Here is a 25,585-nt window from a genome sequence, read left to right on the forward strand (position 1 = left end):
GAACGTGCAGGCTCCACGACAGGCGCGCTTGTCGCCAGGATGGAATCGGCGACCGGAAGCAGCCTGCCGCATGATCGCGCCACCCATTCTCACCGCGAGCCGGCTTGGGCTTATCGTGACGCCGGACATGTTGCCCGGCGGCGATGGGATCAACATCAACGGGCCGTCGCTGATCGGCATGCCGGACTGGGCGCCGGGGCGGCTGGGCGCCTACTATCTCTATTTCGCCGATCACGGGGGTTCCTATATTCGCCTCGCCTACGCCGATTCGATCGAAGGCCCGTGGCGCATCCATCCCGGCGGGGTACTGTCCCTCGCTCAATGTCCGTTCATCAAAGGCCACATCGCGTCTCCCGACGTTCATGTCGATCAGCGGAATCGCCGCTTCGTTATGTATTTTCACGGACCGGCAAAAGGCGGAGAAGGCCAGACGACCTTTGCCGCGACATCCGGTGACGGCCTTCATTTCAATCCGCTTTCCGAGCCGCTCGGGCCTTCCTATGCCCGGTTCTTCCGCCACGATCAGTGGTGGTACGGTCTTCTCGGGACAGGAGCCATCACCGTCTTCCGCTCCAGGACCGGCATCTCCGATTTCGAACGGGGTGCGGTCGTTCTGTCCGGCATGAAGCATCTTCCCACCCCGAGGCATCTTGCACTGCAGAAATCCGGTCGCTGGCTGCGGGTCTTTTACACGCGCAGGGGCGACGCGCCGGAACGGATACTTCACGGCACGATCGATCTCGCCGAGGACTGGAGAGGCTGGACGGTCAAAGGCGAGACCGAACTGCTGCGACCGCAGACGGACTTCGAAGGCGCGGGCTTGCCGGTTTGCCCCAGCCGGGACGGACCGGCCGAAGGCGCGGAGAACGCGTTGCGCGATCCTGCGATTTTCGAGGAGAGAGGCCGCACCTGGCTGCTCTACGCCGTTGCCGGAGAGAACGGCATCGCCTTGGCCGAGATCACGTCGAGGGACGTTCCTGGCAAAGCAGCCCGGATGCCGGCGACCACTCTGCGCCGTGGCGCAAGACGACTGTTCTGGCGATTGCGCAAGGCTGCGCCCCGGCTGCCCTCTGCAATGACGTTTCGCAAAAGAATCTTCATTGCCGGCTGTGCTCGCAGCGGAACCACGCTAAGCCGTCGTTTGATGGCGTGTTTCGACGATATCTATGTTCATAGGGACGAAGCGCCGTATCAGGCGCTGCTCGAACTGGATCGCCCCGAAGTCAATCTGGTCGTCAAACGCACCTATGAGAGCCATAAGGACATCGAGCATCTGCCTGGCTCGGTCGGATTGATCTATTGCGTGCGGCATCCTTTCGACGTGCTCACAAGCTCCCATCCAGAGACGGTGAACGAACGGCGTTTTCACGTAACGACCGAGCGCTGGGAGGCGGAGTATGACGGGTTGACGCGCCTTAGAAAGGCTCAACCCGAAAGAGCCGTTTTCTATCTGCGCTATGAGGAATTGATCGCCGAACCCGATATCGTCCAGGGCAGGATCGCCCGGTCGTTCGGTCTTTCACCGGTCACGCTTTACAGCCGCGATGCGGACAATCCGATACGGCCGACGTCGCTGAGAAAATGGGAGCGCAATGAAGAATTCCAGACCTACCTGCATGGCCTGCCAGCGGCGTTCCTCGCCCGCGTGGAGAGCTTCTGCCACGAATTCGGCTACGAAATGCCGGCCTACACCTTGAACGCGGGAACGGCGCGGTGATGCCGGCGCAGGCAGTGAGCATCCGGGCCGAGGATCACAAGCGGCGCGTCCTGAAGGATGTGTTCGGCTTCGACGATTTTCGCCCCGGGCAGGCGACCGTGATCGAGGCGTTGCTGTCCGGGCGGCATGTGCTGGCGGTGATGCCGACAGGCGCCGGCAAATCGCTCTGCTATCAGGTTCCGGCGCTGGTCAAAGGCGGGCTTACCATCGTGGTGTCGCCGCTGGTGGCGCTGATGCAGGACCAGGTCGCCGCCTTGCGCCTTGCCGGTGTGGCCGCCGACACCATCAATTCCTCGCTCGACCGCGACGCCAATGTCGCGGCCTGGCGCCGCGTGGCGTCCGGGCAGACGCGGCTGCTCTATATGGCGCCGGAGCGGCTGATGACGGAGCGGATGCTCGAAGCCCTGTCCCGGCTCGATGTCGGCCTGATCGCCATCGACGAGGCGCATTGCATCTCGCAATGGGGACCGGCCTTCCGGCGCGAATATGAAGACCTGTCGCAGTTGCGCGGCGTGTTTCCGCAGGTGCCCATCATCGCGCTGACGGCGACGGCGGACGAGGCCACGCGCGCCGACATCGAAGCGCGGCTGTTTGCCGGGCGCGCCGAAACCCTGGTGCTGGGCTTCGACCGGCCCAATATCAAGCTGGCGATAGAGCCCAAGCAGGACAGCAAGCGCCAGCTGCTGCGCTTCATCGAGCGTCACCAGGGCAAGAGCGGCATCATCTATTGCCTGTCGCGCCGCAAGACGGAAGAAATGGCGGCTTTCCTGGAGAAGAACGGCGTGCGCGCGCTCGCCTACCACGCCGGCATGAGCAAGGACGCGCGAGAGGCGAACCAGAACACCTTCATGAGCCTGTCGGGCGTCGTCATGGTGGCGACCATCGCCTTCGGCATGGGCATCGACAAGCCCGACGTCGCCTATGTCTTCCACACCGACCTGCCCGGCAGCCTCGAGGCGTATTACCAGGAGATCGGCCGCGCCGGCCGCGACGGCCGAGCGGCGGAAGCGCACATGCTCTACGGCGCCGGCGACATCCGCACGCGCCGGATGTTCATCGACGACGAGGATACCTCGCCCGAGCACAAAAGACGGGCGCATCGCCGGCTCGACACGCTGATCGGCTATTGCGAGACGGCGCAGTGCCGGCGCCAGGTGCTGCTCGGCTATTTCGGCGAGGAGGCGCAAGCCTGCGGCAATTGCGACAACTGCCTCGACCAGGCGCCGCGCGCCGACGGCGGGACGGAGGCGCGGATCATCCTCGCGGCAGTCGCGCAGAGCGGCGAGCGCTTCGGCGCCGCCCATGTCATCGATATCCTGCTCGGCCACGAGACCGAAAAGGTGCTGGCCAGAGGCCATCAGCAGCTCGCCAGCTTCAGGACCGGCATCATGCATCGGAAGCCGGTCTGGCTGTCGCTCATCCGGCAACTTGTCGCCGGCGGCTTTCTGGTGCCGGATCCCGACGGCCATGGCGGCCTCGCCATCTCGGAAAGCGGCCGCGCGCTCGGCCGCGGCGAGGTTGCGTTCGAGTATCGTGTCGAAGGTCGGGACCGTCTGGCGCGCGGCAGGAAGCGTGCCGCGCAAGGCTCTGCCACGGGCGAGAGCGTGGACACTTCCTTGCTGGCCGCGCTCAAGACGCTGCGGCTGCGGCTCGCCAAGGAACGCCAGGTGCCGGCCTATGTGGTGTTTTCCGACCGCACCCTGATCGACATGGCCGAGCGCCGTCCGCGCGACCTCGACGACTTCGCCGAGGTGAACGGCGTGGGTGCAGCAAAGCTCAAGGAGTTCGGCGAGGCGTTCTTGAGTGCGATCGCGGCGCACCCGTCAGAAAGCTGACAAGACGTATATCTCAGCCTACTGCCGCCGGAGTCTCAACCCACGCCTTGGACGGCCTGAACCATGGCGTTTACGGCTTCAACGGGCTGGAGGCCAGCTTCGCGCACCAGCGTGCGCCAGGTGAAGAAGCTCAGCGCCACGCGCAGCATCGCTCGCTGGCTGCCGCCAAGGCCTTCGCCGAGCACTGCCTGGCAGGTCGCGAAATACGGGCCGATGCTCGTCTCGACAGCCTCCCGGGTTGGCGGGTGATGTTCGGCGTCGCGCAACACGCTGGCCACCACGCTTTCATTGCGCCCGTACCACTCGTAGATCGCCAGCAGCCCGATCCGCATCCGTTCGCCTGGGTCGGCCACAACTCGCCACGGCTCCGGGCTCGGCAGCGGATGCGTCTCGATGTGCGTGCTCGAGCAGGCCTGCAGCAGGCTGCGCTCGTCGGGGAAGTGGGCGTAGAGCGTGTGTCGCTGAACGCCGGCACGCTCGGCGACCAAGCTGAAGGTCGTTGCTGCGGGACCAACGCTACCGTGCAGGTCGATCGCAGCTTCGACGATGCGCCGCCGGGTTTCCGCCTGCTGCTCGGCACGCCGTTTAAGGGTGTATTTGCGGGTCATCTATTTAAATGCACATGAGTGTGCACCCATTGTTGACAGGGCTCAAATATTTCGCTACACACATATGTACTTCGATTTTGATCGAAGTCCAGCCCTGGGTAACCGGGAGAGGGAACGCAACCATTGTTTTGGAGGAGATTCCATGGAAACGAAAATCGACGAAATCGCCGAGGGCATCTACCGCCTATCGACCTATGTATCGGACATTGCTCCGCCCGTCGGCTTCACCTTCAACCAGTTCCTGGTCATGGGCGATGAGCCGCTCATGTTCCACACCGGTCTGCGGAAGATGTTCGCGCTCAACCGCGACGCGCTTGCCCGCATCATCCCGCCGGAGCGTCTTCGCTGGATTGGATTTGGCCATTTCGAATCCGACGAATGCGGCGCCATGAACGAATGGCTCACCGTTGCGCCGCAAGCAACGGCCGCGCACGGACAGACAGGCGTCTACGTGTCGCTCAACGATTTCGCGGATCGTGCGCCGCGGGTGCTGAAGGATGGCGAGGTGATCGACATCGGCGGCGGCAAGCGCGTGCGCTTCATCGATACACCGCACACGCCGCATGGTTGGGACGCCGGCGTCATGTACGAGGAATCGACCGGCACCCTGCTCTGCGGCGATCTGTTCACCCAACTCGGCAACGACCGCGCGCTGACCGACGGCGATGTTGTCGGCCCGGCGATCGCCGCCGAGGATCTGTTCAAATATTCGGCACTCAATCCCGGCATGGGCACGACCATCCGCGAGCTTGCCAAGCTCGCGCCACGCACTCTGGCGCTCATGCATGGCCCGTCATTTTCCGGCGACGGGGCTGCGGCCCTGCGGGCGCTTGCCGAGGACTACGACCGCCGTGTCTCGGCTCAGATGGCCGAAGCCATGCAGAGGCTGGCAGCATGAGCGCGCTCGTAGAGGGCACAAAGACGGACTGCCGGATCACCGGCGTTTGCGGCCGTCAGGGGCGCACCTGCCCGACGCCGGCTTCCTATGCCGCATCCTGCTTCGGGCTCAGGATGTCAGTCCTGCGAAGGGCGCCGCGCGAATGCGTAACCTGAAATGAATAAGCGGCCTCCTTCGCCAAGGCTTCGGAGGCCATCTTCGCGAAGGATCGCCAATCAGCTGGCAAGGCAACATTTCTTGAATTTCTTGCCGCTTCCACAAGGGCACGGATCGTTGCGCCCGACGTCGCGCCAGGGGTTGGTGGCCGGTGTGACGCTGGTGAAGGCCAGGTCCAGCCGTGAGGCTTGCCCATCCTCGTCCTCGTCAAGATCGAATTCGTCGTCGCCGAACTCGAAGTCGTCGTCATCGTCAAGGCCGCGGGTCCAATCCAGCGCCACAAGGACATCCTCGATGTAACTCAGACTGGCGCGATCGAACCGGCCGATGTCGCCCGGTTGCTGCTCGGCTTCCCGCAGGTCGCTTTCGAAATCACTGCGTTCAAGCGCATCTTCCGGGATCAGGCCCTCATCCCAAGCGCTGTAGGCAAGCGGAACGAGGTCTCGCAAGGCAAGCATCGCGATGGCTTGCAGCCAGCCGACCCACACGTAATCCCAGTCGTCGGCCAGCCTCTCCCTGTAGAACCGTTCCACGAAATCCCTTGTCCGGTCGCGCTCGATGCGACCTTCCCAGGTCAAAAAGGTCACCGCGCCAAACGCCGCATCGCGGATGAATTCGTCGCCGGAGCGGTCGGCAATGATGTCGAACAGCGCGCCGGCGTCGCCGTCGAATACGCCTACGATGATGCGCGACAAGGTTTCGGTTATGGCGTCGCCAAGCAGCCGGTCGGCTTCCTTCCCAGGGCGGCGCAGCAGACGCAGCAAAGCTTGGCATGCCTGGGTGTCGCGGGCGCCGCCGAGGATATACACGCCCCTGAAGAGCAGCATCTCTTCATCGTCCGACAAAGGCTGTCCGTTGGCGGCGCGTTCAAGGACCATGCGCAGCGCAGGCGCTGATTCTTCTATCCTGATCGTGCAGACCGCGATTGCGAGATCCGGCACCTGCCGTTCAGTCGCCACGGCATGGAGATAGCGGTCTATCGGAAACAGTTTGAAGTCGCTGCTGTCGTCGGAAAGCAGCTTTTCCAGATCTTCTTTTTTCATCGCGTCCAGTCGCGTCGATGGAGCCCCGGCCCGGCGGTATGCTACCGATCCCCCAGCCACACACTTGTGTCAATCCTGAGAGCGAGGATGAGCGAATACCAATATTATGAATTCCAGGCGGTCGACCGTCCCCTTGGCAACGCGGATCGCCACGTGCTTCGCGATTTGTCATCGCGGGCGCGGATCACCGCCGCAAGCTTCACCAATTTCTACGAGTGGGGGGATTTCAAGGGCGATCCGGACGAGCTCATGGAGCGCTGGTTCGATCTTCATCTTTATTGGGCCAATTGGGGTTCCCGCCGCCTGATGATCAAGCTGCCGGCTCGGCTGGTTGATCGGGATCGCGTGGACGCCTTCCTTGGAGCGACCGACGACGTCATGCTCAGGGTCGCTGGTGAGAACATCATTATAAGCATCGCGCGCGACGAGTTGGAGTTCGAGTACCTGGACGACGACGACTCAGGTTGGCTCTCGGCCTTGGCGCCGTTGCGGGCCGACTTGCTCGCCGGCGATCTTCGGCTTTTCTACCTACTTTGGTTGATGGCTGTCGAAGCGGGCGCGATTGAACCCGATGAGCCTGAACCGATGCCGGGAATCGGACCGCTGACCGAGGCGCTCGAAGCGTTCGCCGAGTTCTTCGGCATCGACCGCGATCTCGTCCAGGCGGCGGCTGAGCGAAGCGCGACAACAGGTCCCGATGGCGCGGCACCGGATATCGCCCGGCGGGTGGTCGCGGCGATGAGCGACGTTGAGAAAACCAGTCTACTCATGCGGGTTTTCAATGGCGAGCCGAATATGTCCGCCGAGTTGCGGGCCACGATTCGGGCACGTCTGGAACCCGAAACGACAATCTCGCCTGGCCCTTTGCGCACAGCAGCGGATCTGCAGGCGCGGGCCGAAGAAATCCGCCTTTCCCGCAAGCGCGCCGAGGCGGCGCTGGCGGAAGCGCAGCGGCGACTGCAAGCGGAAGCGGCTGAGAAGGCCCGCGATATCCGGGTCGAGGTCCTTCGCCAGCGGGGTGAAAATGTCTGGGAAGAGGTCGAGGTCGAGATCGGGCGGCGCAACCCCGCCGGCTACGATAAAGCAGCGGCGCTCCTTTCCGATTTATTGGCGCTTGCCGAAAAACAGGGCAGCACCGAGGATTTCCGTCTCCGGCTTCAGTCGCTCCGGGAGCGCCACGCAGGGAAGGGGCGCTTCCTCGAACGCCTGGTGGCGCTGGGATAGGTCTTGCAAGGGAGCCGGCTAACGCCAAAGGCAAACCTTGACGTCCTTACCGACATAGCAGGCGCCTTCGCGGCGAAGTTCTCCCCAATCGCCTGCCTCGCCGTGCGTGTCGCGAATGTCCGCGTTCGCATAGCCTGCCCAAAGATCGCCGTCCTTGTAGACAACTGCCCAGTAATCCTTCGACATTTCACCGGCCCCGCTATGCGTGTCGGGATAGTCGATGCCCGCAAAAACCTGACGAGGCCCTTGGATATTGAAATCGCCGCCCTTCTCGATTTGGTAGGAGCATCTTCCGGAGATGCGGGTCTCACCATGAACGACCAGCAGGCAGCGGCCCCATTTGTAGCCGCTCGGCAAACGATGCCGTGGTTGCGCATGCGACGGTGAAAGGGAAAACGCAATTGCAAGGGCAACCGCAATTGTTCGCGCGATCATCTTGTCCCCCGTTGTGAAGCCGCGACCGGGCATTGTTAGATTTCGCCCCGAGCGCATGCGGTCCTCTACGCAACAACCCGTGAGATCATATTGTTATCGATCACGGTCGGATTTTTGTCACCCGAGGGCCACGGGATTTCATCCGCAGGCCGATGGGCCAGGTGAGGGGGATGTAGGGAAAGCTCCGAGCCGCCCTCCTTCGCTAAAGCTTCGGAGGGCATCCTGCTTCGCGCGGAAGACTGCGCTGGTCCTGCCAAGCTCGGAGAGCGAAGCAGGATGGCGGAGAGGGAGGGATTCGAACCCCCGATACCCTTGCGAGTATGCCGCATTTCGAGTGCGGTGCATTCGACCACTCTGCCACCTCTCCGCGAGGTCATGGTCGGCCGTTGCCGGCGCGGCGCACTAGATAACGGCTGACTGCTCCGGTTACAAGGCCCTATTCGCCCGATTTCCAGCTTCCGCAAAAAGCGATTGTGACGGGACGGACCGATATTTGCCGGCAACGCGCTCGCGGCCTCTCCAAGGACAAGCCGCTTGCCTTGACTCCGGCGCAACCTTCGGTTAGGGACAGCCCGCATTCGGCGTGGAGGCTCTTCCGCGCCGCTTGTTTTTTGAACCCGCAGACTGACAAAAAGACGGCCGAACCGCCCGAGGCGGTTCATCGAGGCCGACCGAACAGCGAAAGGCAAAAAATGTTCGCAGTCATCAAAACGGGCGGCAAGCAGTATCGCGTCGCCGCCAACGATCTCCTGAAGATCGAGAAACTCGAAGCCAAGGTCGGCGATATCGTCGAGATCGGCAATGTGCTCGCGCATGGCGAGGGCGAGAATGTCACCTTCGGCGCGCCGTTCGTCGATGGCGCTCTGGTCACGGCGGAAGTCGTCGAGCAGGGCAAGAACCGCACCGTCATCGCTTTCAAGAAGCGCCGCCGCCAGAATTCGCGCCGCAAGATCGGCCACCGCCAGCTTTTGACCACCGTCAGGATCGCCGAGATCCTGCTGGGCGGCGCCAAGCCGTCGAAGAAGGCCGCCGCCAAGGCAGAGGCCAAGGCCCCCGAAGCCAAGGCGGAAGTCGCCGCCGAGGCAAAGGCCGAAGCCGCTCCGAAAGAGGCCAAGGCCAAGAAGGAGCCCAAGTCTGAGGCCGCTTCCGGCGAAGAGGCAAAGGCCGCGCCGCTGTTCAAGGCGCCGAAGGGCGAGCCGGATGACCTGACCGTGATCAAGGGCATCGGCCCGGTCGCGGCGAAGGACCTCGCCGAACAGGGCATCGTCACCTTCGCGCAGCTCGCCAAGCTCACCGACAAGGATGTCGCCAAGATCGACGAGCACATGCCGTTCAGCGCCGACCAGATCAAGGACTGGCGCGAGCAGGCCAAGGAACTGGCGAAGAAGTAATCCTCCGGCGACCGTGGTCGCCGGTACGCACTTGAAACGGAACGCGAACGCGTTCATAAGACCATTCAAGCGCCTCAGGGCGCATCGGAGTTAGTCAAATGGCACACAAGAAAGCTGGCGGTTCGTCGCGCAACGGTCGCGATTCGCACTCCAAGCGTCTCGGCGTGAAGAAGTTCGGCGGCGAAGCCGTCATCGCCGGCAACATCATCATTCGTCAGCGCGGCACGCAATGGCATCCGGGCACCAATGTTGGCATGGGCACGGACCACACCCTTTTTGCGCTCGAAGCCGGCGCAGTCACCTTCAACAAGAAAGCCAACGGCCGAACCTACGTATCGGTGAACCCGATTACCAAAGCAGCGGAGTAGCCGGTTCCGCACCATAACACCGGCGCCCATCTCGGGAACCGGTGTCTGGCCAGGCCAGGAAAAGGATCAGGAGAGATGGGTTTGCCCTCTCTCCTTTTTCATTTTTTCTTGCCCTGGAGGACTAAAATGGTTGCCGAAGCGGAAGACTCCGAAGACGAAAGTTACGCGATCGATTGCCCTGTGCTGGCCACTGAGCGTCTGGCCATGCGCGCCCCGCGCGAGAGCGATCTCGAGCAACTCGTCGCGCTGGCCGACAACCGGCATGTCGCCGAAATGCTGGCCCGCATGCCGCATCCCTATGGCGAAGCCGAGGGCCGCACCTTCCTCGCCATGGCGGCGTCGCGCCGCGCCGGCATCGTCTATGCCCTGACGCTCAAGGATACCGGCACCTTCGTCGGCTGCGCCGGGCTCAACACCACCGATCGTGGCCTGGAACTGGGCTACTGGATCGGCGAGCCTTACTGGAAGCGCGGCTATGCCACCGAGGCCGCGCACGCCCTGGTCGACCTCGCCTTCCAGCGGACCTCGATCCAGGTGCTGCATGCCTCGACAAGGGTGATCAATCCGGCCTCGCGCCGGGTCATCCACAAATGTGGCTTCCAGTATGCCGGCCAGGGCATGCTGAACTCGATCGTCGCGGGGCAGGTGCCGGTCGAGCGCTACAGGCTCGACAGGAAGACCTGGACGAGCCTGAGGAATTGGATTCATTTTTGACGATTGCTTCACAGGGCTGGGCAAGCGCCCCCTCACCCGGATTGCCAGCCGAATTGCGAAGGGCAATTCGGGGCAATCCGGCCTCTCCCCAAGGGGAGAGGAGCAGGTAAGCGCGGGCGCCAATCTCTTCTCCCCTCGGGGAGAAGGCGGCCGCGTAGCGGCCGGATGAGGGGGAGTTCAGAATTCAGCCCAGCTCGGCCCAGAGCGGCAGGTGATCGGAGCCGACGGCGTCCCGGTCGGACCATAGACGCTTCAGCGATCTGGCCAGCGAGGCGCTGGTGAAGATGTAGTCGATGCATTTGTGGCGGCGTTTGTCGTCGGGGCGGTCGGGGTCGACCCAGGTGACGAGGTCGGCGACGGCAAGGCGCTGGGCGACGTCGACGGCAAGATCGGCGGTCAGCGGCATGCCGAACTCATGGTCCGGGCGGCCGGCGAGTTCGACATATTCGGGCGAGCCCGGCAGCATGTTGAAGTCGCCCATGACGATGAAGGCTTCCGGATAGGGCAGGTCCGGCAGGCCGATCTCGGGAATGCCCGACAGGCCGCCGCCTTCGAGCGCATAGTTCAGGAGGCGCTGGCGCAGGAAGCGGATCTGGCTCTGGCGCTCGACCGGGCTGCGGTGGTCGAGATGGGTGGAATAGAAGCGGATGAAGCCGAGCGGCGTCTCGATCAGCGCTTCGAGCGCGCCGCGCTGGAAATTCATGGCCTCGAGGCTGCGGCTGCGCGGCAAAAGGAGATTGCGCGACAGATGAATGGGTGTCTTCGACAGCACCATGTTGCCGAGCTGGAAGGAGGTCGAGATGGCGCGGCCGTTCTCCAGGCGCGAGCCGATATTGACCTCGAAATTGCTGCCATAGGCGGCAAAATAATCGGGCAGCGCCTCGCTGATCTCGGCCACCATGTCGCGGTCGCCGTTGCGCGGATTGTTGCGGGTCACTTCCTGCAGCGCGACCACGTCGGCGCCGCGCACGGCGTTGGCGATGCGGCCGACATCGTATTTGCCATCGAGGCCGATGCCGTACTGGATGTTGTAGGAAACGATCTTCATTCCCGCGCCCCTTTAGTCCCCGCCAGTGCTACCGCGTGCGTGCCGAAAGGGCATCCGGCGCTTTAGTCGCAATTCGGCCTCGCCCTCGGCCCTGCCTTGGTTTAGAGCAATCCCGCAAGTGCAATAGCAGAAACTTGAAACGATGAAATTCCTCGACCAAGCCAAGGTTTACATCCGTTCCGGCGACGGCGGTGCCGGTTCGGTGTCGTTCCGGCGTGAAAAGTTCATCGAGTTCGGCGGGCCCGATGGCGGCGATGGCGGCCGCGGCGGCGATGTGTGGGCGGAAGCGGTCGACGGGCTGAACACGCTGATCGATTATCGCTACCAGCAGCATTTCAAGGCCAAGACCGGCATGCACGGCATGGGACGCAACATGACAGGCGCCAAGGGCGCCGACATCACGCTGAAAGTGCCGGCCGGCACGCAGATCTTTGCCGAGGACAATGAGACGCTGATCTGCGACCTGACCGTCGTCGGCCAACGCTTCCTGCTTGCCAAGGGCGGCAATGGCGGCTTCGGCAACCAGCATTTCAAGACCTCGACCAACCAGGCGCCGCGGCGCGCCAATCCCGGCCTGCCGGGCGAGGAGCTGAGCATCTGGCTCCGGCTCAAGCTGATTGCCGACGCCGGCCTGGTCGGCCTGCCCAACGCCGGCAAGTCGACCTTCCTTGCGGCCGTCACCGCGGCCAAGCCGAAGATCGCCGACTATCCGTTCACCACGCTCTATCCCGGCCTCGGCGTCGCCCGCATCGACGGCCGCGAGTTCGTGCTCGCCGACATTCCCGGCCTGATCGAGGGCGCGCATGAGGGGGTGGGCATCGGCGACCGCTTTCTCGGCCATGTCGAGCGCACGCGCGTGCTGCTCCACCTCGTCTCCGCGCAGGAGGAAAACCCGGGCAAAGCCTATAAGACGGTTCGCGCCGAGCTCGATGCCTATGGCAATGGGTTGACGGACAAGGTCGAGATCGTGGCGCTCAGCCAGGTCGACATCCTCGACGCCGACGCCCGCAAGAAGAAGGCGGCCTCGCTGAAGCGCGCCGCCGGCCGCGCGCCGATGCTGCTTTCGGCCGTCACCGGCGAAGGTGTCGAGGCCGTGCTGCGCGCGCTGATGGCGGTGGTCGCAGAAGCGCGCGATGCCGTTGCGGCTCCTGTCGACACGCGCTGGCGATAAGACCCATGAAATCGCTGAAATCATACCGGCGCATCACAGTGAAGATCGGTTCGGCGCTGCTCGTCGACCGCACGACCGGTTTGAAGCGCGACTGGCTGACCTCGCTTGCCGGCGACATCGCGGTGCTTGCCGATGCGGGCGCCGAAGTGCTCGTCGTCTCCTCGGGAGCCATCGCGCTCGGGCGCACCATTCTCGGCCTCGGCAAACGCGCGCTGAAGCTCGAGGAGAGCCAGGCGGCGGCCGCCGTCGGCCAGATCGCGCTTGCCGGCGCCTGGTCTGACGCGCTCGGCAAGGACGGGCTGAAATCGGGCCAGATCCTTTTGACCCTCGGCGATACGGAGGAACGCCGCCGCTATCTCAATGCGCGCGCGACGATCTCGACCCTGCTCAAGATGAAGGCGGTGCCGGTCATCAACGAGAACGACACGGTGGCGACCTCCGAAATCCGCTATGGCGACAACGACCGGCTGGCGGCGCGGGTGGCGACGATGATGGGCGCCGACCTGCTGGTGCTGCTTTCCGATATCGATGGGCTCTATACGGCGCCGCCGGCCAAGGATCCGCAAGCGAAGTTCATCCCGGTGGTCGACCGCATCACGCCGGATATCGAGGCGATGGCGGGCGCGGCCGCGTCCGAACTGTCGCGCGGCGGCATGCGCACGAAGCTCGACGCCGGCAAGATCGCCAATGCCGCCGGCACCGCCATGATCATCACGTCGGGCACCAGGCTTTCGCCGCTGATGGCGATCGAACGCGGCGAGCGCGCGACCTTCTTCAAGCCCAGCGCCAACCCGGTGAAGGGCTACAAGACCTGGATCGCCGGGCAGCTCGAACCGGCCGGCCGGCTCACGGTGGATGCCGGCGCCGTCGGGGCGTTGAAGTCCGGAAAGTCGCTGCTGGCTGCCGGCGTCAAGCTGGTCAGCGGCAATTTCTCGCGCGGCGATACGGTGGCGATCCTGTCGCCGGAGGGCCGCGAGATCGCGCGCGGCCTGGTTGCCTACGATGCCGCCGATGCCGTAAGGATCGCAGGCCTGAAGACGGCCGAGATCGAAAACGTGCTCGGCTACGAGGCGCGATCGGCGATGATCCATCGCGACGACCTTGTGGTAAGCGTTGCCGGCGACCAAGTATTGGCCGACGACTAGATGGGGCGGAGGGATGAACCATGCTGAAGCTGCATGAAAAGTCCGGCGAAGACACTGTGGCACTGATGGCCGATATCGGCCGTCGCGCTCGCGCCGCCGCCCGACCGTTGGTCGTCGCTTCCACCAGGGCAAAGAACGATGCGCTGGTTGCCATGGCAGACGCCATCCTGCGCAACGAGCAGGCCATTCTCGACGCCAACGCCATCGATACGTCGAATGGCGAGGAGGCCGGCTTGTCGGGTTCGTTCATGGACCGGCTGAAGCTCAATCCCTCGCGCATCAAGGCGATGGCCGACGGCATCCGCGAGATCGCCGCGCTCAAGGATCCGGTCGGCGAAACCATTGCGGCGTGGGACCGGCCGAATGGGCTCCGCATCGAACGCGTGCGCACGCCGCTCGGCGTCATCGGCGTCATCTATGAGAGCCGCCCGAATGTGACGGCGGACGCCGGCGCGCTCTGCCTAAAGGCCGGCAATCCGGTGATCCTGCGCGGCGGTTCGGATTCGATCAATTCTTCGGCCGCGATCCATGCCTGCATGGTCGAAGGGCTGAAGGCCGCCGGCCTGCCGCAGGAATCCATCCAGCTGGTGCAGACCACCGACCGCGCCGCCGTCGGCGAGATGCTGAAAGGTCTCGGCGGCAATCTCGACGTCATCATCCCGCGCGGCGGCAAAAGCCTGGTCGGACGCGTGCAGACCGAGGCGCGTGTGCCGGTCTTCGCGCATCTGGAAGGCATCTGCCATCTTTATGTCGACCGCTCGGCCGATCTCGACATGGCGGCCAATATCGCCGTCAACGCCAAGATGCGGCGCACAGGCGTGTGCGGCGCGGCCGAGACCTTGCTGGTCGACCGCGCGGCGGCCGCCACGCATCTGGTGCCGATCCTGGAAGCGCTGCGCGCCGCCGGCTGCGAGATCCATGCCGATGCCGAGGTGATGGAAGCCTTCGCCGACGCCAGCCCGGCGACCGATGCCGACTGGGTGACGGAATATCTCGACGCCATCATCGCGGTGAAGCTGGTCGACGGCGTCGCCGGTGCGATCGAGCATATCGAGACGTTTTCCTCGCACCACACCGAGGCGATCGTCGCCGAGGATACGGCTGCGGTTGAGCGCTTTTTCAACGAGATCGACTCGGCGATCCTGCTGCACAATGCCTCGACGCAGTTCGCCGATGGCGGTGAGTTCGGCATGGGCGCCGAGATCGGCATCGCCACCGGCAAGATGCATGCACGCGGACCGGTCGGTGTCGAGCAGCTCACCTCGTTCAAATACCGCGTGCGCGGGTCTGGACAGGTGAGGCCTTGACGCTTGCCGCTAGAGTGTGAGGCTTTGCGCCCAGGCCGCCCCCTCTGGCCTGCCGGCCATCTCCCCCTCAAGGGGGGAGATTGGCAGCTTCGGCGCCGGCGCTCGGCTTGCAACGCCGGCGATTGGCGAAAGTCGCGGCGACATCTGATCTCCCCCCTTGAGGGGGAGATGGCCGGCAGGCCAGAGAGGGGGGGCTAGCACCATGCTTTCCCAAGCTGAGCAGCCAGTCCCCGCCCGCTACCTCCGCATGCCGCACGCCGCCAGAGGGCTGACGGTGGGGCTGTTCGGCGGTTCGTTCAATCCGCCGCATGCCGGTCATGCGCTGGTCGCCGAGATCGCGCTGAGAAGGCTCGCGCTCGACCAGCTTTGGTGGATGGTGACGCCCGGCAATCCGCTGAAAAGCGCGCGCGAACTGGCGCCGCTCGCCGAGCGTGTCGAGCTGTCCGAAAAGATCGCCAGGAACCCGAAGATCAAGGTAACCGCCTTCGAGGCGGCGCAGCATGCGCGCTACACCGCCGACACGCTTGCCCTGGTCAAGGCGCGCAACCCAGGCGTGGATTTCGTCTGGATCATGGGCGCGGACTCATTGCGCGACTTCCACCGCTGGCAGCGCTGGCGCGAGATCGTGCTGACCTTCCCGATCGCGGTCATCGACCGTCCGGGCGCCACGCTCTCCTTCCTGTCGTCGGTCGTCGCCAAGACCTTCGACTATGCCCGTATCGACGAGGGCGACGCGCCGCTGCTTGCCCGCATGCCGGCGCCGGCCTGGACCTTCATCCACGGTCCGCGCTCCTCACTGTCATCCACGGCGCTCCGCAAGGCGGCGAAGGGGTAGAAGAGCTCCCCCTTCTCCCCTTGTGGGAGAAGGTGTCGCCGAAGGCGACGGATGAGGGGTGTTCCAGCTTGGCGAATGCGCTCACTAAAGCCGCAATCGCAAGCGTCTCACTCCGCTGGAACACCCCTCATCCGTCTTGCCGCTTCGCGGCAATCCACCTTCCCCCACAAGGGGGGAAGGGAAAGCGCGGCATGTCGCTTTTGAGGCGGCTTTTTTCCTGTCCGTAGACCAAGCTGCACAAGCATGCTGAAGCAGAACCCCACCACAACCGAACCCGCCCGTGCCGCGCAATCGGCGCCGCTTATCGCCATTGCCAGCGTCATCGTGTCGATGGCGCTGATCGCGATCGGCAATGGACTGATGTTCGCTTATATCCCGGTGCGCCTCGGCGCCGACGGGTTCGACCCGACCTGGGCCGGGCTGATCGTCACCGGGCTTTCGGCCGGCGGGCTGGCCGGCTGCATCCTGACCGGGCCGCTCGTCAAGCGAGTGGGTCACGCCCGCGCCTTCATGGTGCTTTCGGCGCTGATCGCGCTTTCCAATGCGGCGATCGGCGCCGGGCCGATACCGCTTTTATGGATCGCCGCGCGGGCGCTCTACGGCTTCGCCATCTGCGGGCTGTTCATCGTCGCGCAGAGCTGGCTGAATGACGCCTTGCCCAATTCGATCCGCGGCCGGGTCATGGCGGTGTTCTACGTCGCCTATATCGCCGGGCTAGGCGTGGGTTACGCGACGCTCGCCGCGGTCGACATCCATACAGCCGCGGCAGCGCTGATCGGCATCACCTTCACGGCGCTCTCCATCCTGCCGGTCGGCATGACGCGGCTGGCGCAGCCGCCGGCGCCGCAGGCCGCATCGGTGGCGCTTCGCCGCGCCTGGCGCATCTCGCCGGTCGGCGTCGCCGGCATGCTCGCCGTCGGCGGGCTGTCGATGATCGTCTCCGGCTTCGCGCCGATCCATGCCACCGCCAAGGGCTACAGCCAGGCCGACGTCGCGCTGCTGTTGTCGGCGATGCCGGTCGGCACGCTGATCCTGCAGATTCCGCTCGGCTGGATATCCGACCGCACCGACCGGCGCTACGTGCTGGCGGGCGCGGCGGCGCTCGCGGCGATCGCCAGCGTGCTTGCCATCGTCTTCGACGGTGGCGCGCTGATGGCGCTGGTGGTGATCTATCTCATCTGGGACGGAGCGTCGGAATCGATCTACGCGCTCTCCAGCGCGCATGCCGCCGACCGCGCCGGCAAGGACGAGCTTCTGGCGCTGTCGAGCTCGATGCTGTTCGCCTGGTCGCTGGCCGGCTTCATCGTGCCCGGCATCGTGACGGCGCTTTCCGCCGTCTTCGGCACCGCGACCTTCATCTATGTCGGCATCGTCATCGCATCGGCCTTCTGCCTGTTCGTGCTGTGGCGCGTGATGGCCGGCCGGCCGACACCCGCGCCCACAAGCGGCAGTTTCGCGCCGATGTCGGCGCAGACGCCCCTGCCGGTGGAGCTTGCCTTCGCGCAGGATGAGTCGGTCACTTCCAAGTGAAGAACCGGCACTGAAGAACCGGTGAGACTATTGCTTGCGCGCCTCCGGCGCCGGCATTTCCGGAGGCGGCAGCGGGATCGAGATGCCCTCGGTATCGAAAGCCTGCTTGGCGCGCTTGGTCATGTCGATCTGGGTCGAGAAATAGTCGGCGGCCGACGTCCAGTAGCGCAAGGTGAGTGAAACGGTGGTGTCGCCGAGACTGGCCACGAAGGCGATCGGCGCCGGTTCGCGCCGGATGCGCTTTTCGGCGGCGGCGATGGCAAGCAGCGTCTTTTGCGCGCGGTCGATGTCGTTCCACGAGCCGATGCTCAAGGTGACGTCGGTGCGCCGCACGCCGTTGCGGGTGAAATTGCGCACCGGCTGGTTCCACAGCGTCGAGTTGGGCGCCATCACATAGACACCGTCGACGGAACGCAGCTTGGTGGCGAAGAGACCGATCTCCTCGATGGTGCCGGCGATCGCGCCGACCTCGACATATTCGCCGATGCGGAAGGGCCTGAGCGCCAGAAGCATGATGCCGGCGGCGATGTTCTGCAGCGTGCCTTGCAGCGCCAGCCCGATGGCCAGGCCGGCAGCGCCTATTGCCGCGATGATGGAGGCGGTCTGCACGCCGAATTGGCCGAGCACCATGATGACGACGAGGATCAGGATGGCGTAACGCACGACCTGCGAGAAGAAATGCCGCAAGGTCTCATCGAAGCCGTGGATGTGGCCGAGGCCCGCATAGATCGAGCGCTCGGCAAGCCCGGCCACGAGATATCCGACAACCAGGAGGATGACGGCGCCGACGGCCGAGAAGGAATAGGAGACGATCAGCGTGCTCAGCTGTGCAAGCCCGGCCTGGATGGTGATGAGGGCGCTTTGCGGGTCGGTGGGCATGGCGGGTATCCCGTTGGTCAATGCGCCGATAACCCGTGCGTCTGGCATCGGTTCCCGCCTTTTGCGGCTTGGCGGAGCGCCTCCTCAACATCGCGCGGAGATCACGCTTCGAAGGCGCCCGTCTTGAAACTGCAACGGAACTCTGCCTATCTAAGTGGTGTCACCTGATTTGCCTGGTGATTTGGTTGTTCTTGTTGGGAAAGGAAACACACTGAGAACAGCACTGCGGAAGAAGGCTGACATCATGCCTTCGCCGGCAGGGATCAGCGGAAACGACGCCGCGTCCCTCGCCATCGACACAGTCCTTGCCAGTCTGGAAGACTCCAAGGCCGAAAACATCGTCTCAATCGACATCCAGGGAAAATCGAGCCTCGGCGACTATATGGTCATCGCCTCGGGCCGATCGCACCGTCATGTCTCGGCTGTCGCCGATCATCTCCTCAAGGCGCTGAAGGATGCCGGCCTCGGCAATGCGCGCGTCGAGGGGCTGGCCAGCGCCGACTGGGTCCTGATCGATTCGGGCGACATCATCGTCCACGTCTTCCGCCCCGAAGTCCGCGAATTCTACAATCTCGAAAAGATGTGGCAGGCGCCGGATCTCGAGGAAGAGACCCTGCACTGAGCCTTGATCCGCGTGCCGTGACCGTCACGGTGCGCGTTAGGACAAGCTCGCCGGGGCGAGGATGAAGATCACCGTTCATGCCGTGGGCCGGATGAAGACCGGCCCCGAGAGAGAACTCGCCGACCGCTATTTCGAGCGCTTCGCCAAGAGCGGGCCCGCGGTCGGGCTGGAGTTTGCCGGCATTGTCGAAATCCCCGAGAGCCGCGGACAGAGCGCCGACGAGCGCCGCCGCGAGGAAGCCCAGAAGCTGCAGGCGCAATTGCAGTCCGGCACCGTTCTCGTCCTGCTCGACGAACGCGGCAAGTCTCTTTCCTCGGAAGACCTGGCCGCCCGCATCGGCCAGTTGCGCGACGGCGGCCGCAAGGCGCTGGTCGTCGCGATCGGCGGTGCCGACGGCCATGACAGATCCCTGCGCGAGCAGGCTGACCTTGTGCTGTCCTTCGGCGCGCTGACCTGGCCGCACCAGCTGGTGCGCGTCATGCTGGGCGAGCAGCTTTACCGGATAGCGACGATCCTGGCGGGTCATCCGTATCATCGATCGTGATACGGCTCGACGGCCAAGAAGCTGGGGATTGCCGGCCCACGCCAGGATTTCTGCCTCAATCGCGCGGCAACGGGGTATTCTGTTTTACGCAATCCCGGACGGAAAACCGTTACGCACTTTTCCCGGAATTGCTCTGAGCGGCGCTTCCAACATGGTTGATGGTTCGTTAACGAAGCGGCGGATAGGTTAGAGGCCTGATGTCTGAAGGCTGGTACCCGATTACGCGCGCCTGGCGCGTCCGCTGCGGCTTGACCCTTGTCGCCGCCCTGGTCGCGCTCGGTCCGGTCCAGGCGGCCGAAAATTCGCTTGACCTTGCGCCCGACCCGGATCAGAGCCGGGCCGAATACGAGCAGGTTTCCAAGGAGATCACGCTCTCGTCGGAGCGGCTGGGCAAGCTCGCCGCCGACATCGCTTCGGTGCGCAAGGACTATGCTTCGATCACCGCGGCGCTCATCCAGTCGGCGATGACGGAGCAGAAGCTCGGTCAGGACATCGAGGATATCGGCGCCAAGCTCGAAGGGCTGAAGGCCGAGCAAAATAAGCTGCGCGCCTCGCTGATGGCGCGGCGCGACGTGTTGGCCGAAGTGCTCGGCGCATTGCAGCGCATGGGGCTCAATCCGCCGCCGGCGATCCTGGTCAAGCCCGAGGATGCGCTGTCGTCGGTGCGCAGCGCCATCCTGCTCGGCGCCGTGGTGCCGGAACTGCGCCAGCAGACCGACCGGCTGATGGCCGATCTCAAGGAGCAGACGCGTGTGACGGCCTCGATCGAGGCCGAGCGGGCCAGGTTGACCGCCGCCGTCACCGACCAGACGGCGGAGAAGAAGCGACTCACCATGCTGCTCGAAGCCAAGAAAAAACTGCAGGCTGATACCCAGGCCGCGATGGCGGCAGAGCAGCAGCACTCGCAGCAGCTGGCGGCGAAGGCGAGCAGCCTCAAGGACCTGATCGCCTCGCTCGAAGCCGACAAGGCGCGCAAGGCGCAGGACCAGGCCAAGGCGGGCGAGCGCAAATCGGCGGACAACGACACCACGGCCTCGACCACCGAGCTCGCTGCGCTGTCGGTGCCGGAAGCGAACCGTCTCACGGGATCGGCGCCGTTTTCGGCATTGCAAGGCCAGATCGCGCTGCCTGTCATCGGCAAGATCAAGCTGCGTTTCGGCGCCGACGATGGCAATGGCGCGGCGATGCAAGGCGACATGGTTGCGACACAATCGGGAGCCATCGTCACCGCGCCGGCGGACGGAAACGTGCTTTATGCGGGGCCGTTTCGCTCCTATGGTCAACTCTTGATCCTCAACGCAGGCGACGGGTATCATGTCGTTCTGGCGGGGATGAGCAGAATCAGCGTCGCGACCGGACAGTCGGTGCTCGCAGGAGAGCCGATCGGCGCGATGGGAGAGGCCCGGGTGGCAAGCACTTCGGCCTCGCGAAATGGAAATGCGGCGCTGGAACTCTATGTTGAGTTCCGCAAGGATGGAAAACCCGTCGATCCGGCCCCATGGTGGGCGGACCGATTTTCTGGAAGGACGTGAAATGATGCGGAAACTGTCGCTTCTGTTTGCCGGCGCGCTGATGGGCGCATCGGCAATGAGCCTGGTCTACGGCGCACCGGGTTCGGCGGCGAATGCTGCGGGTTCGGAAACCTATAAGCAGCTGGCGATCTTCGGCGACATCTTCGAACGCGTGCGCGCCAATTATGTGACGCCGCCGGACGATAAATCGCTGGTCGAGAACGCCATCAACGGCATGTTGTCCTCGCTCGACCCGCACTCCTCCTACATGAATGCCGAGCAGGCGCAGGACATGCGCGTGCAGACAAAGGGCGAGTTCGGCGGACTCGGCATCGAGGTCACCATGGAAAACGACCTCGTCAAGGTGATCACGCCGATCGACGACACGCCGGCCGCCAAGGCGGGCGTGCTTTCCGGCGATTACATCGCCAAGATCGACGGCGAGGAGGTTCGCGGCCTCACCCTCAACGACGCGGTCGAGAAGATGCGCGGGCCGGTCAACACGCCGATCAAGCTCACCATCCTGCGCCAGGGCGCCGACAAGCCGATCGAGCTGACGGTGGTGCGCGACATCATCAAGGTCAAGGCGGTGAAGTACCGGGTCGAGAACGACATCGGCTACATGAAGATCACCTCCTTCACCGAGAAGACCTATGACGATCTCGAGAACGCCATCGAGAACATCAAGAAGCAGGTGCCGAACGACAAGCTGAAGGGCTATGTGCTCGATCTGCGCCTCAATCCGGGCGGCCTGCTCGACCAGGCGGTCAGCGTGTCGGACGCCTTCCTCAAGCGCGGCGAGATCGTCTCGACGCGCGGCCGCGATCCGAAGGACGTCACCCGCTTCGACGCCAAGCCGAAGCAGGTCGACGACATCAACGGCAAGCCGATGATCGTGCTGGTCAATGGCGGCTCGGCGAGCGCCTCGGAAATCGTCGCCGGCGCGCTGCAGGACCTGCGCCGCGTCACGGTGGTCGGCACGCAGTCCTTCGGCAAGGGCTCGGTACAGACCATCATCCCGCTCGGCGAGAACGGCGCGCTCAGACTCACCACGGCGCTCTATTACACGCCGTCGGGCAAGTCGATCCAGGGCAAGGGTATCACGCCCGACATCAAGGTCGATCAGCCGCTGCCGCCGGATCTCCAGGGCCGCGACCTGACCCGTGGCGAATCCGACCTCAAGGGCCACATCAAGGGCGCCGACGAGAGCTCCACCGGCTCGGGCTCGGCAGCCTATGTGCCGCCGGATCCGAAGAACGACCTGCAACTGATCTATGCCGAGCAGCTTCTGCGCGGCGAGAAGACCGATCCGTCGTTCCCGCCGAACCCGGACAAGGCTGTGCTGAACCAGTAATGCGATCCGGCTCTGGCCGGCTGCGCGAAGCAATGCAATGCTGCCGGGGCCGCGAGGTTCCGGCAGTTTGATTCGGGGACTGCGGTTGGGGCGCCACGCGTGTGGGGTATCGCGCCAGCGATTGTGAAGCTTACGCGAGAGGTCACGAAAAAGTGACCCTGGCGTGCTTCCGGGGAAACACGACTTGGCTGAGATCGGCAAGGACATCGAACGCCCGCTCGGACAGACGCTCCGGCCTCAGCGCAAAGCCTCGCACGGCATCGGCTCCGGCTCGCTCATCGCGGTGCTGGCCGTGCTTGGCGTGATCGGTGTTTCCGGCGCTATTGCGCTGCGTGAAAGGCCGTTCCGCAAGCCGGAAGAGGTCGCCGTTTCGACGCCGAAGGTCACCGCCGAGGCTGCTCCTGCCGCGACAGCGGCGCCCGCGCCGGCTCCGATGGCGGCGGCGGCGCCACAGGCCAGCACGCCGATGAAGAGCGGCGGCCCGCAGATCATCCACGTCCAGACCGAAGAAGGCGACGGCCCGCCGAAGGCCGCTATCGTGATTCGCGATCCGTCGACGCTCGGCCAGAACCTCAAGGTCGCCCATATCCCGGACAGGGCGCTGATCGAGGCCACCGACACCGGACCGCTGCCGATCCGCAGCGCCGACGGCCGGCGGCCGTTCGACGTTTATGCGCGGCCTTGGTCGGGCGCGCGCGGGGCACGGGTGGCGATCGTCATCGGCGGGCTCGCCGTCTCGCAGACCGGCACGCAGGCGGCGATCGCCAAGCTGCCGGCCGAAGTGACGTTGGCCTTCGCGCCGCAAGGCAACAGTATCGGCCGCTGGATGCAGACGGCAAGGCAAAGCGGGCATGAGATCGTCATGCAGGTGCCGCTCGAGCCGTTCGATTATCCCAACGTCAATCCCGGCCGCAACACGCTGACTGTCGCGGCCAGCCCGGACGAGAATTTGAAGAGCCTGCACTGGGCCCTGTCGCGCACGACCAACTATACCGGGGTCATGAACTATATGGGCGCCCGCTTCTCGGCCGACGCCGCGGCGATGGAACCGTTCATGGCCGAGCTCGGTAAGCGGGGGCTTGCCTACATCGATGACGGCTCGTCATCGCGCAGTGTGGCGCCTGACCTGGCGTTGAAGGACGGCGTGCCATTCGTCGCCGGCGACATGGCGATCGATGCCGTCCAGGATCGCGGCGAAATCCTCAAGAAGCTGGACAGCCTCGAAGCCACGGCGCGGGCCAAGGGCAGCGCCGTCGGCGTCGGTTCGGCCTTCGATATCACCGTCGACACGGTGACGTCGTGGATTGCCGAAGCGAAGAAGCGCGGCATCGAGATCGTGCCGATCTCGGCTGTGGCGATCGATCCGCAAAAAGGCTAACCCTACCCGCCTCGCCGAACTCCATTCTCAAAGACAGCTGGAACGCTGACATATGGCCAAGACGATCGATCCCGAAACGCTGCCTTACCGTCCGTGCGTCGGGCTGATGATCCTCAACAAAGCAGGTCTGGTCTGGGTTGGGCACCGCATCGCCGAACCGGACAGCGAGTTCGCCGGCACGACGCAGCTTTGGCAGATGCCACAAGGCGGCATCGACAAGGGCGAAGAGCCGATCGAGGCCGCCGGGCGCGAGCTCTACGAGGAGACCGGCATGCGCAGCGTGTCGCTGCTGGCTGAGGCGCCGCGCTGGATCAATTACGACCTGCCGGAGCATCTGGTCGGCGTCGCCTTCAAGGGCCGCTATCGCGGCCAGACGCAGAAATGGTTCGCCTACCGCTTCGAGGGCGACGAAGGCGAGATCGAGATCAATCCGCCTCCCGGTGGCCATAAGGCCGAGTTCGATGAATGGGCCTGGCGGCCGATGCGGGAGCTGCCCGACCTGGTCGTGCCGTTCAAGCGCAAGGTCTACGAGCAGGTGGTCGCGGCGTTCCAGCATCTCGTCCCCTGAGTGGCCGCCATCTGTCCCGGTTGTCGCGGCCGCCCCATGGCCGTATTGATTGCCGATGCAATGAGCGGGGGTCGCCATGAGCGACGACACGGGACGCGGGTTTCCGGCACATGATGCAAGGAGTGGCTCGACGGTGAGCGAGGCGGCTGCCGGCGCGATCCTGACGATCGACCTCGGCGCCATCCGGGAAAACTACCGCCGGCTGAAGGCGCGGCTGGACGGCGTCCGCTGCGCCGGGGTGCTCAAGGCCGACGGATACGGACTTGGCGCCGCACAAGTGGCATCGGCGCTGGCGAAAGAGGGCTGCGGCATCTTCTTCGTCGCACTGCTCGGCGAGGGCATCGCGCTGCGCAAGGCGATCGGCCCGGGGCCGGACATCTTCGTGCTGAACGGGCTGCCTCCGGATTCTGAACCGGAAGCCGCGGCGGCCGGGCTTTGGCCGGTCATCAACAGCGCCATGCAGCTTAAGGCCTGGCGCGAGACCGCGCGAGGCATGGGCCAGAGCCTTGCCGCCGCCATCCAGGTCGACAGCGGCATGGCAAGGCTCGGCATGGCGCCGGCGGAAGTCGAGGCGGTCGCGGGGGAGATCGGCGCCTTCGATGGCGTCGACATTCGTTTTGTCATGAGCCATCTCGCCCGCGCCGACGAGCCGCAACAGGCGGCGAACGAGAGGCAGCGGCACGAATTCGAAAGGCTGCGCAGGATGCTGCCCGCGGCGCCCGCCTCCTTGGCCAACTCGTCCGGCATCTTTCTCGGGCCGGCCTATCACTACGACCTTGCCCGCCCGGGAGCCGCGCTTTACGGCGTCAACCCGACACCACACACACCCAATCCGATGCTGCCGGTCATACGGCTGCAAGCCAAGGTGGCGCAGACGCGGCAGGTCGACGCCGGCGCCGGCATCGGCTATGGCCATACCCACCAGGCGGATGGACCGCTCGATCTCGCGACCATTTCGCTGGGCTATGGCGACGGCTGGCACCGTCGCGCCGCTTCGGCCGCCTGGTTCGAGGGCGTGCGACTGCCCTTCGTCGGGCGCGTGTCGATGGACTCGATCATCCTCGACATTTCGGCGCTTTCGGCAGGTAGGCTCGGCGAAGGCGACCTCGTCGAGCTCATCGGTCCGTCGCAAAGCGTCGACGACGCGGCCGGCTATGCCGGTACCATCGGCTATGAGATATTGACTAGTCTGGGCGCGCGCTTTCACCGCCGTTACATCGGCGGATAACGCAGCCCTTGGCGGGTGCCGCAAAATCCGGCAGACAGGGAATGGCCATGCCTCGGGCGGCATGATCGGCCTTTGA

The 25,585-nt window shown here is 64.6% G+C and carries 24 protein-coding genes and 1 tRNA gene; 19 read left to right on the top strand and 6 right to left on the bottom strand.

What is annotated here, in order from left to right; all coding sequences use genetic code 11:
• Positions 1-127 precede the first annotated feature (127 nt).
• Both LB538_RS20805 and recQ read left to right on the top strand, forming a co-directional pair.
• On the top strand, positions 128-1,717 hold the full coding sequence (locus LB538_RS20805) for a hypothetical protein (protein ID WP_224560569.1): 1,590 nt from the start codon (positions 128-130) through the stop codon (positions 1,715-1,717).
• Positions 1,717-3,552 (top strand): DNA helicase RecQ, encoded by a 1,836-nt coding sequence (gene recQ / locus LB538_RS20810; protein ID WP_224528251.1) that lies wholly within the window; start codon positions 1,717-1,719, stop codon positions 3,550-3,552. The genes LB538_RS20805 and recQ overlap by 1 nt, the downstream gene beginning before the upstream one ends.
• Before the next feature lie 35 nt (positions 3,553-3,587).
• Here the strand turns inward: recQ and LB538_RS20815 are convergent, their stop codons facing one another.
• Positions 3,588-4,160, bottom strand: a complete 573-nt coding sequence (locus LB538_RS20815) for a TetR/AcrR family transcriptional regulator (protein WP_224528247.1) — start codon at positions 4,158-4,160, stop codon at positions 3,588-3,590.
• 142 nt (positions 4,161-4,302) lie between these two features.
• On the opposite strand from LB538_RS20815, the gene LB538_RS20820 reads away from it, so the two are divergent.
• Entirely contained in the window at positions 4,303-5,058 is a 756-nt protein-coding gene (locus tag LB538_RS20820; RefSeq protein WP_224528243.1) for an MBL fold metallo-hydrolase, read from the top strand.
• Positions 5,059-5,273: 215 nt separating this feature from the next.
• Here LB538_RS20820 and LB538_RS20825 read toward each other — a convergent pair whose 3' ends face one another.
• Positions 5,274-6,317, bottom strand: coding sequence for a DUF1186 domain-containing protein (locus LB538_RS20825; protein ID WP_224551559.1), 1,044 nt, complete (start codon positions 6,315-6,317; stop codon positions 5,274-5,276).
• Between the two features lie 27 nt (positions 6,318-6,344).
• Between LB538_RS20825 and LB538_RS20830 the strand changes: the two genes are divergently transcribed.
• Complete coding sequence (locus LB538_RS20830) at positions 6,345-7,481, top strand: hypothetical protein (protein WP_224528234.1); 1,137 nt, start codon at positions 6,345-6,347, stop codon at positions 7,479-7,481.
• Positions 7,482-7,499: 18 nt separating this feature from the next.
• Here LB538_RS20830 and LB538_RS20835 read toward each other — a convergent pair whose 3' ends face one another.
• Entirely contained in the window at positions 7,500-7,949 is a 450-nt protein-coding gene (locus LB538_RS20835; protein WP_224528231.1) for a hypothetical protein, read from the bottom strand.
• A 244-nt stretch (positions 7,950-8,193) separates the two neighbouring features.
• A tRNA-Ser gene (locus LB538_RS20840) sits at positions 8,194-8,283 on the bottom strand.
• A 325-nt stretch (positions 8,284-8,608) separates the two neighbouring features.
• Between LB538_RS20840 and LB538_RS20845 the strand changes: the two genes are divergently transcribed.
• The 3 genes from LB538_RS20845 (at position 8,609) to LB538_RS20855 (ending at position 10,389) form a co-directional block, all read left to right on the top strand.
• Positions 8,609-9,307, top strand: coding sequence for a 50S ribosomal protein L21 (locus tag LB538_RS20845; RefSeq protein WP_224528228.1), 699 nt, complete (start codon positions 8,609-8,611; stop codon positions 9,305-9,307).
• A 98-nt stretch (positions 9,308-9,405) separates the two neighbouring features.
• Positions 9,406-9,675 carry a 50S ribosomal protein L27 gene (rpmA, locus tag LB538_RS20850; protein ID WP_095767205.1) on the top strand — a complete coding sequence of 90 codons (270 nt, stop codon included), beginning with the start codon at positions 9,406-9,408 and terminating at the stop codon, positions 9,673-9,675.
• Positions 9,676-9,801: 126 nt separating this feature from the next.
• Positions 9,802-10,389: a GNAT family N-acetyltransferase gene (locus LB538_RS20855; protein WP_224528225.1), complete on the top strand. Its 588-nt coding sequence runs from the start codon at positions 9,802-9,804 to the stop codon at positions 10,387-10,389.
• Between the two features lie 184 nt (positions 10,390-10,573).
• On the opposite strand, the gene LB538_RS20860 is transcribed toward LB538_RS20855, so the two are convergent.
• On the bottom strand, positions 10,574-11,437 hold the full coding sequence (locus tag LB538_RS20860; protein ID WP_224528222.1) for an endonuclease/exonuclease/phosphatase family protein: 864 nt from the start codon (positions 11,435-11,437) through the stop codon (positions 10,574-10,576).
• Between the two features lie 142 nt (positions 11,438-11,579).
• Between LB538_RS20860 and obgE the strand changes: the two genes are divergently transcribed.
• From obgE to LB538_RS20885, 5 genes are all read left to right on the top strand, one after another.
• Positions 11,580-12,608 carry a GTPase ObgE gene (gene obgE / locus LB538_RS20865; RefSeq protein WP_224528218.1) on the top strand — a complete coding sequence of 343 codons (1,029 nt, stop codon included), beginning with the start codon at positions 11,580-11,582 and terminating at the stop codon, positions 12,606-12,608.
• Positions 12,609-12,613: 5 nt separating this feature from the next.
• Positions 12,614-13,753 carry a glutamate 5-kinase gene (proB, locus tag LB538_RS20870; protein ID WP_224528213.1) on the top strand — a complete coding sequence of 380 codons (1,140 nt, stop codon included), beginning with the start codon at positions 12,614-12,616 and terminating at the stop codon, positions 13,751-13,753.
• Between the two features lie 20 nt (positions 13,754-13,773).
• Positions 13,774-15,060 (top strand): glutamate-5-semialdehyde dehydrogenase, encoded by a 1,287-nt coding sequence (locus LB538_RS20875; RefSeq protein ID WP_224528211.1) that lies wholly within the window; start codon positions 13,774-13,776, stop codon positions 15,058-15,060.
• Positions 15,061-15,262: 202 nt separating this feature from the next.
• The gene (locus tag LB538_RS20880; RefSeq protein ID WP_224528208.1) at positions 15,263-15,895 is read left to right on the top strand and encodes a nicotinate-nucleotide adenylyltransferase; all 633 of its coding nucleotides are present in this window, start codon (positions 15,263-15,265) and stop codon (positions 15,893-15,895) included.
• A 243-nt stretch (positions 15,896-16,138) separates the two neighbouring features.
• Positions 16,139-17,425, top strand: coding sequence for an MFS transporter (locus LB538_RS20885; protein WP_224528197.1), 1,287 nt, complete (start codon positions 16,139-16,141; stop codon positions 17,423-17,425).
• A 27-nt stretch (positions 17,426-17,452) separates the two neighbouring features.
• Here the strand turns inward: LB538_RS20885 and LB538_RS20890 are convergent, their stop codons facing one another.
• Positions 17,453-18,304 (bottom strand): mechanosensitive ion channel family protein, encoded by an 852-nt coding sequence (locus LB538_RS20890; protein ID WP_095767214.1) that lies wholly within the window; start codon positions 18,302-18,304, stop codon positions 17,453-17,455.
• A gap of 244 nt (positions 18,305-18,548) precedes the next feature.
• Between LB538_RS20890 and rsfS the strand changes: the two genes are divergently transcribed.
• From rsfS to alr, 7 genes are all read left to right on the top strand, one after another.
• Positions 18,549-18,926 carry a ribosome silencing factor gene (rsfS, locus tag LB538_RS20895; protein WP_095767215.1) on the top strand — a complete coding sequence of 126 codons (378 nt, stop codon included), beginning with the start codon at positions 18,549-18,551 and terminating at the stop codon, positions 18,924-18,926.
• 61 nt (positions 18,927-18,987) lie between these two features.
• Positions 18,988-19,470: a 23S rRNA (pseudouridine(1915)-N(3))-methyltransferase RlmH gene (rlmH, locus tag LB538_RS20900; protein WP_140546819.1), complete on the top strand. Its 483-nt coding sequence runs from the start codon at positions 18,988-18,990 to the stop codon at positions 19,468-19,470.
• 197 nt (positions 19,471-19,667) lie between these two features.
• The gene (locus LB538_RS20905) at positions 19,668-21,002 is read left to right on the top strand and encodes a murein hydrolase activator EnvC family protein (RefSeq protein WP_224528193.1); all 1,335 of its coding nucleotides are present in this window, start codon (positions 19,668-19,670) and stop codon (positions 21,000-21,002) included.
• 1 nt (position 21,003) lies between these two features.
• Positions 21,004-22,335 (top strand): S41 family peptidase, encoded by a 1,332-nt coding sequence (locus LB538_RS20910; protein ID WP_176477009.1) that lies wholly within the window; start codon positions 21,004-21,006, stop codon positions 22,333-22,335.
• A gap of 184 nt (positions 22,336-22,519) precedes the next feature.
• On the top strand, positions 22,520-23,713 hold the full coding sequence (locus LB538_RS20915; protein ID WP_224528190.1) for a divergent polysaccharide deacetylase family protein: 1,194 nt from the start codon (positions 22,520-22,522) through the stop codon (positions 23,711-23,713).
• A gap of 52 nt (positions 23,714-23,765) precedes the next feature.
• A complete protein-coding gene (locus LB538_RS20920) occupies positions 23,766-24,281 on the top strand; it encodes an RNA pyrophosphohydrolase (protein WP_224528185.1) in 516 nt (171 codons plus the stop codon).
• Between the two features lie 76 nt (positions 24,282-24,357).
• Complete coding sequence (gene alr / locus LB538_RS20925) at positions 24,358-25,509, top strand: alanine racemase (RefSeq protein ID WP_224528182.1); 1,152 nt, start codon at positions 24,358-24,360, stop codon at positions 25,507-25,509.
• Positions 25,510-25,585: the final 76 nt, after the last annotated feature.

Source organism: Mesorhizobium sp. Ca11, assembly GCF_020165275.1.
GTDB lineage: Bacteria > Pseudomonadota > Alphaproteobacteria > Rhizobiales > Rhizobiaceae > Mesorhizobium.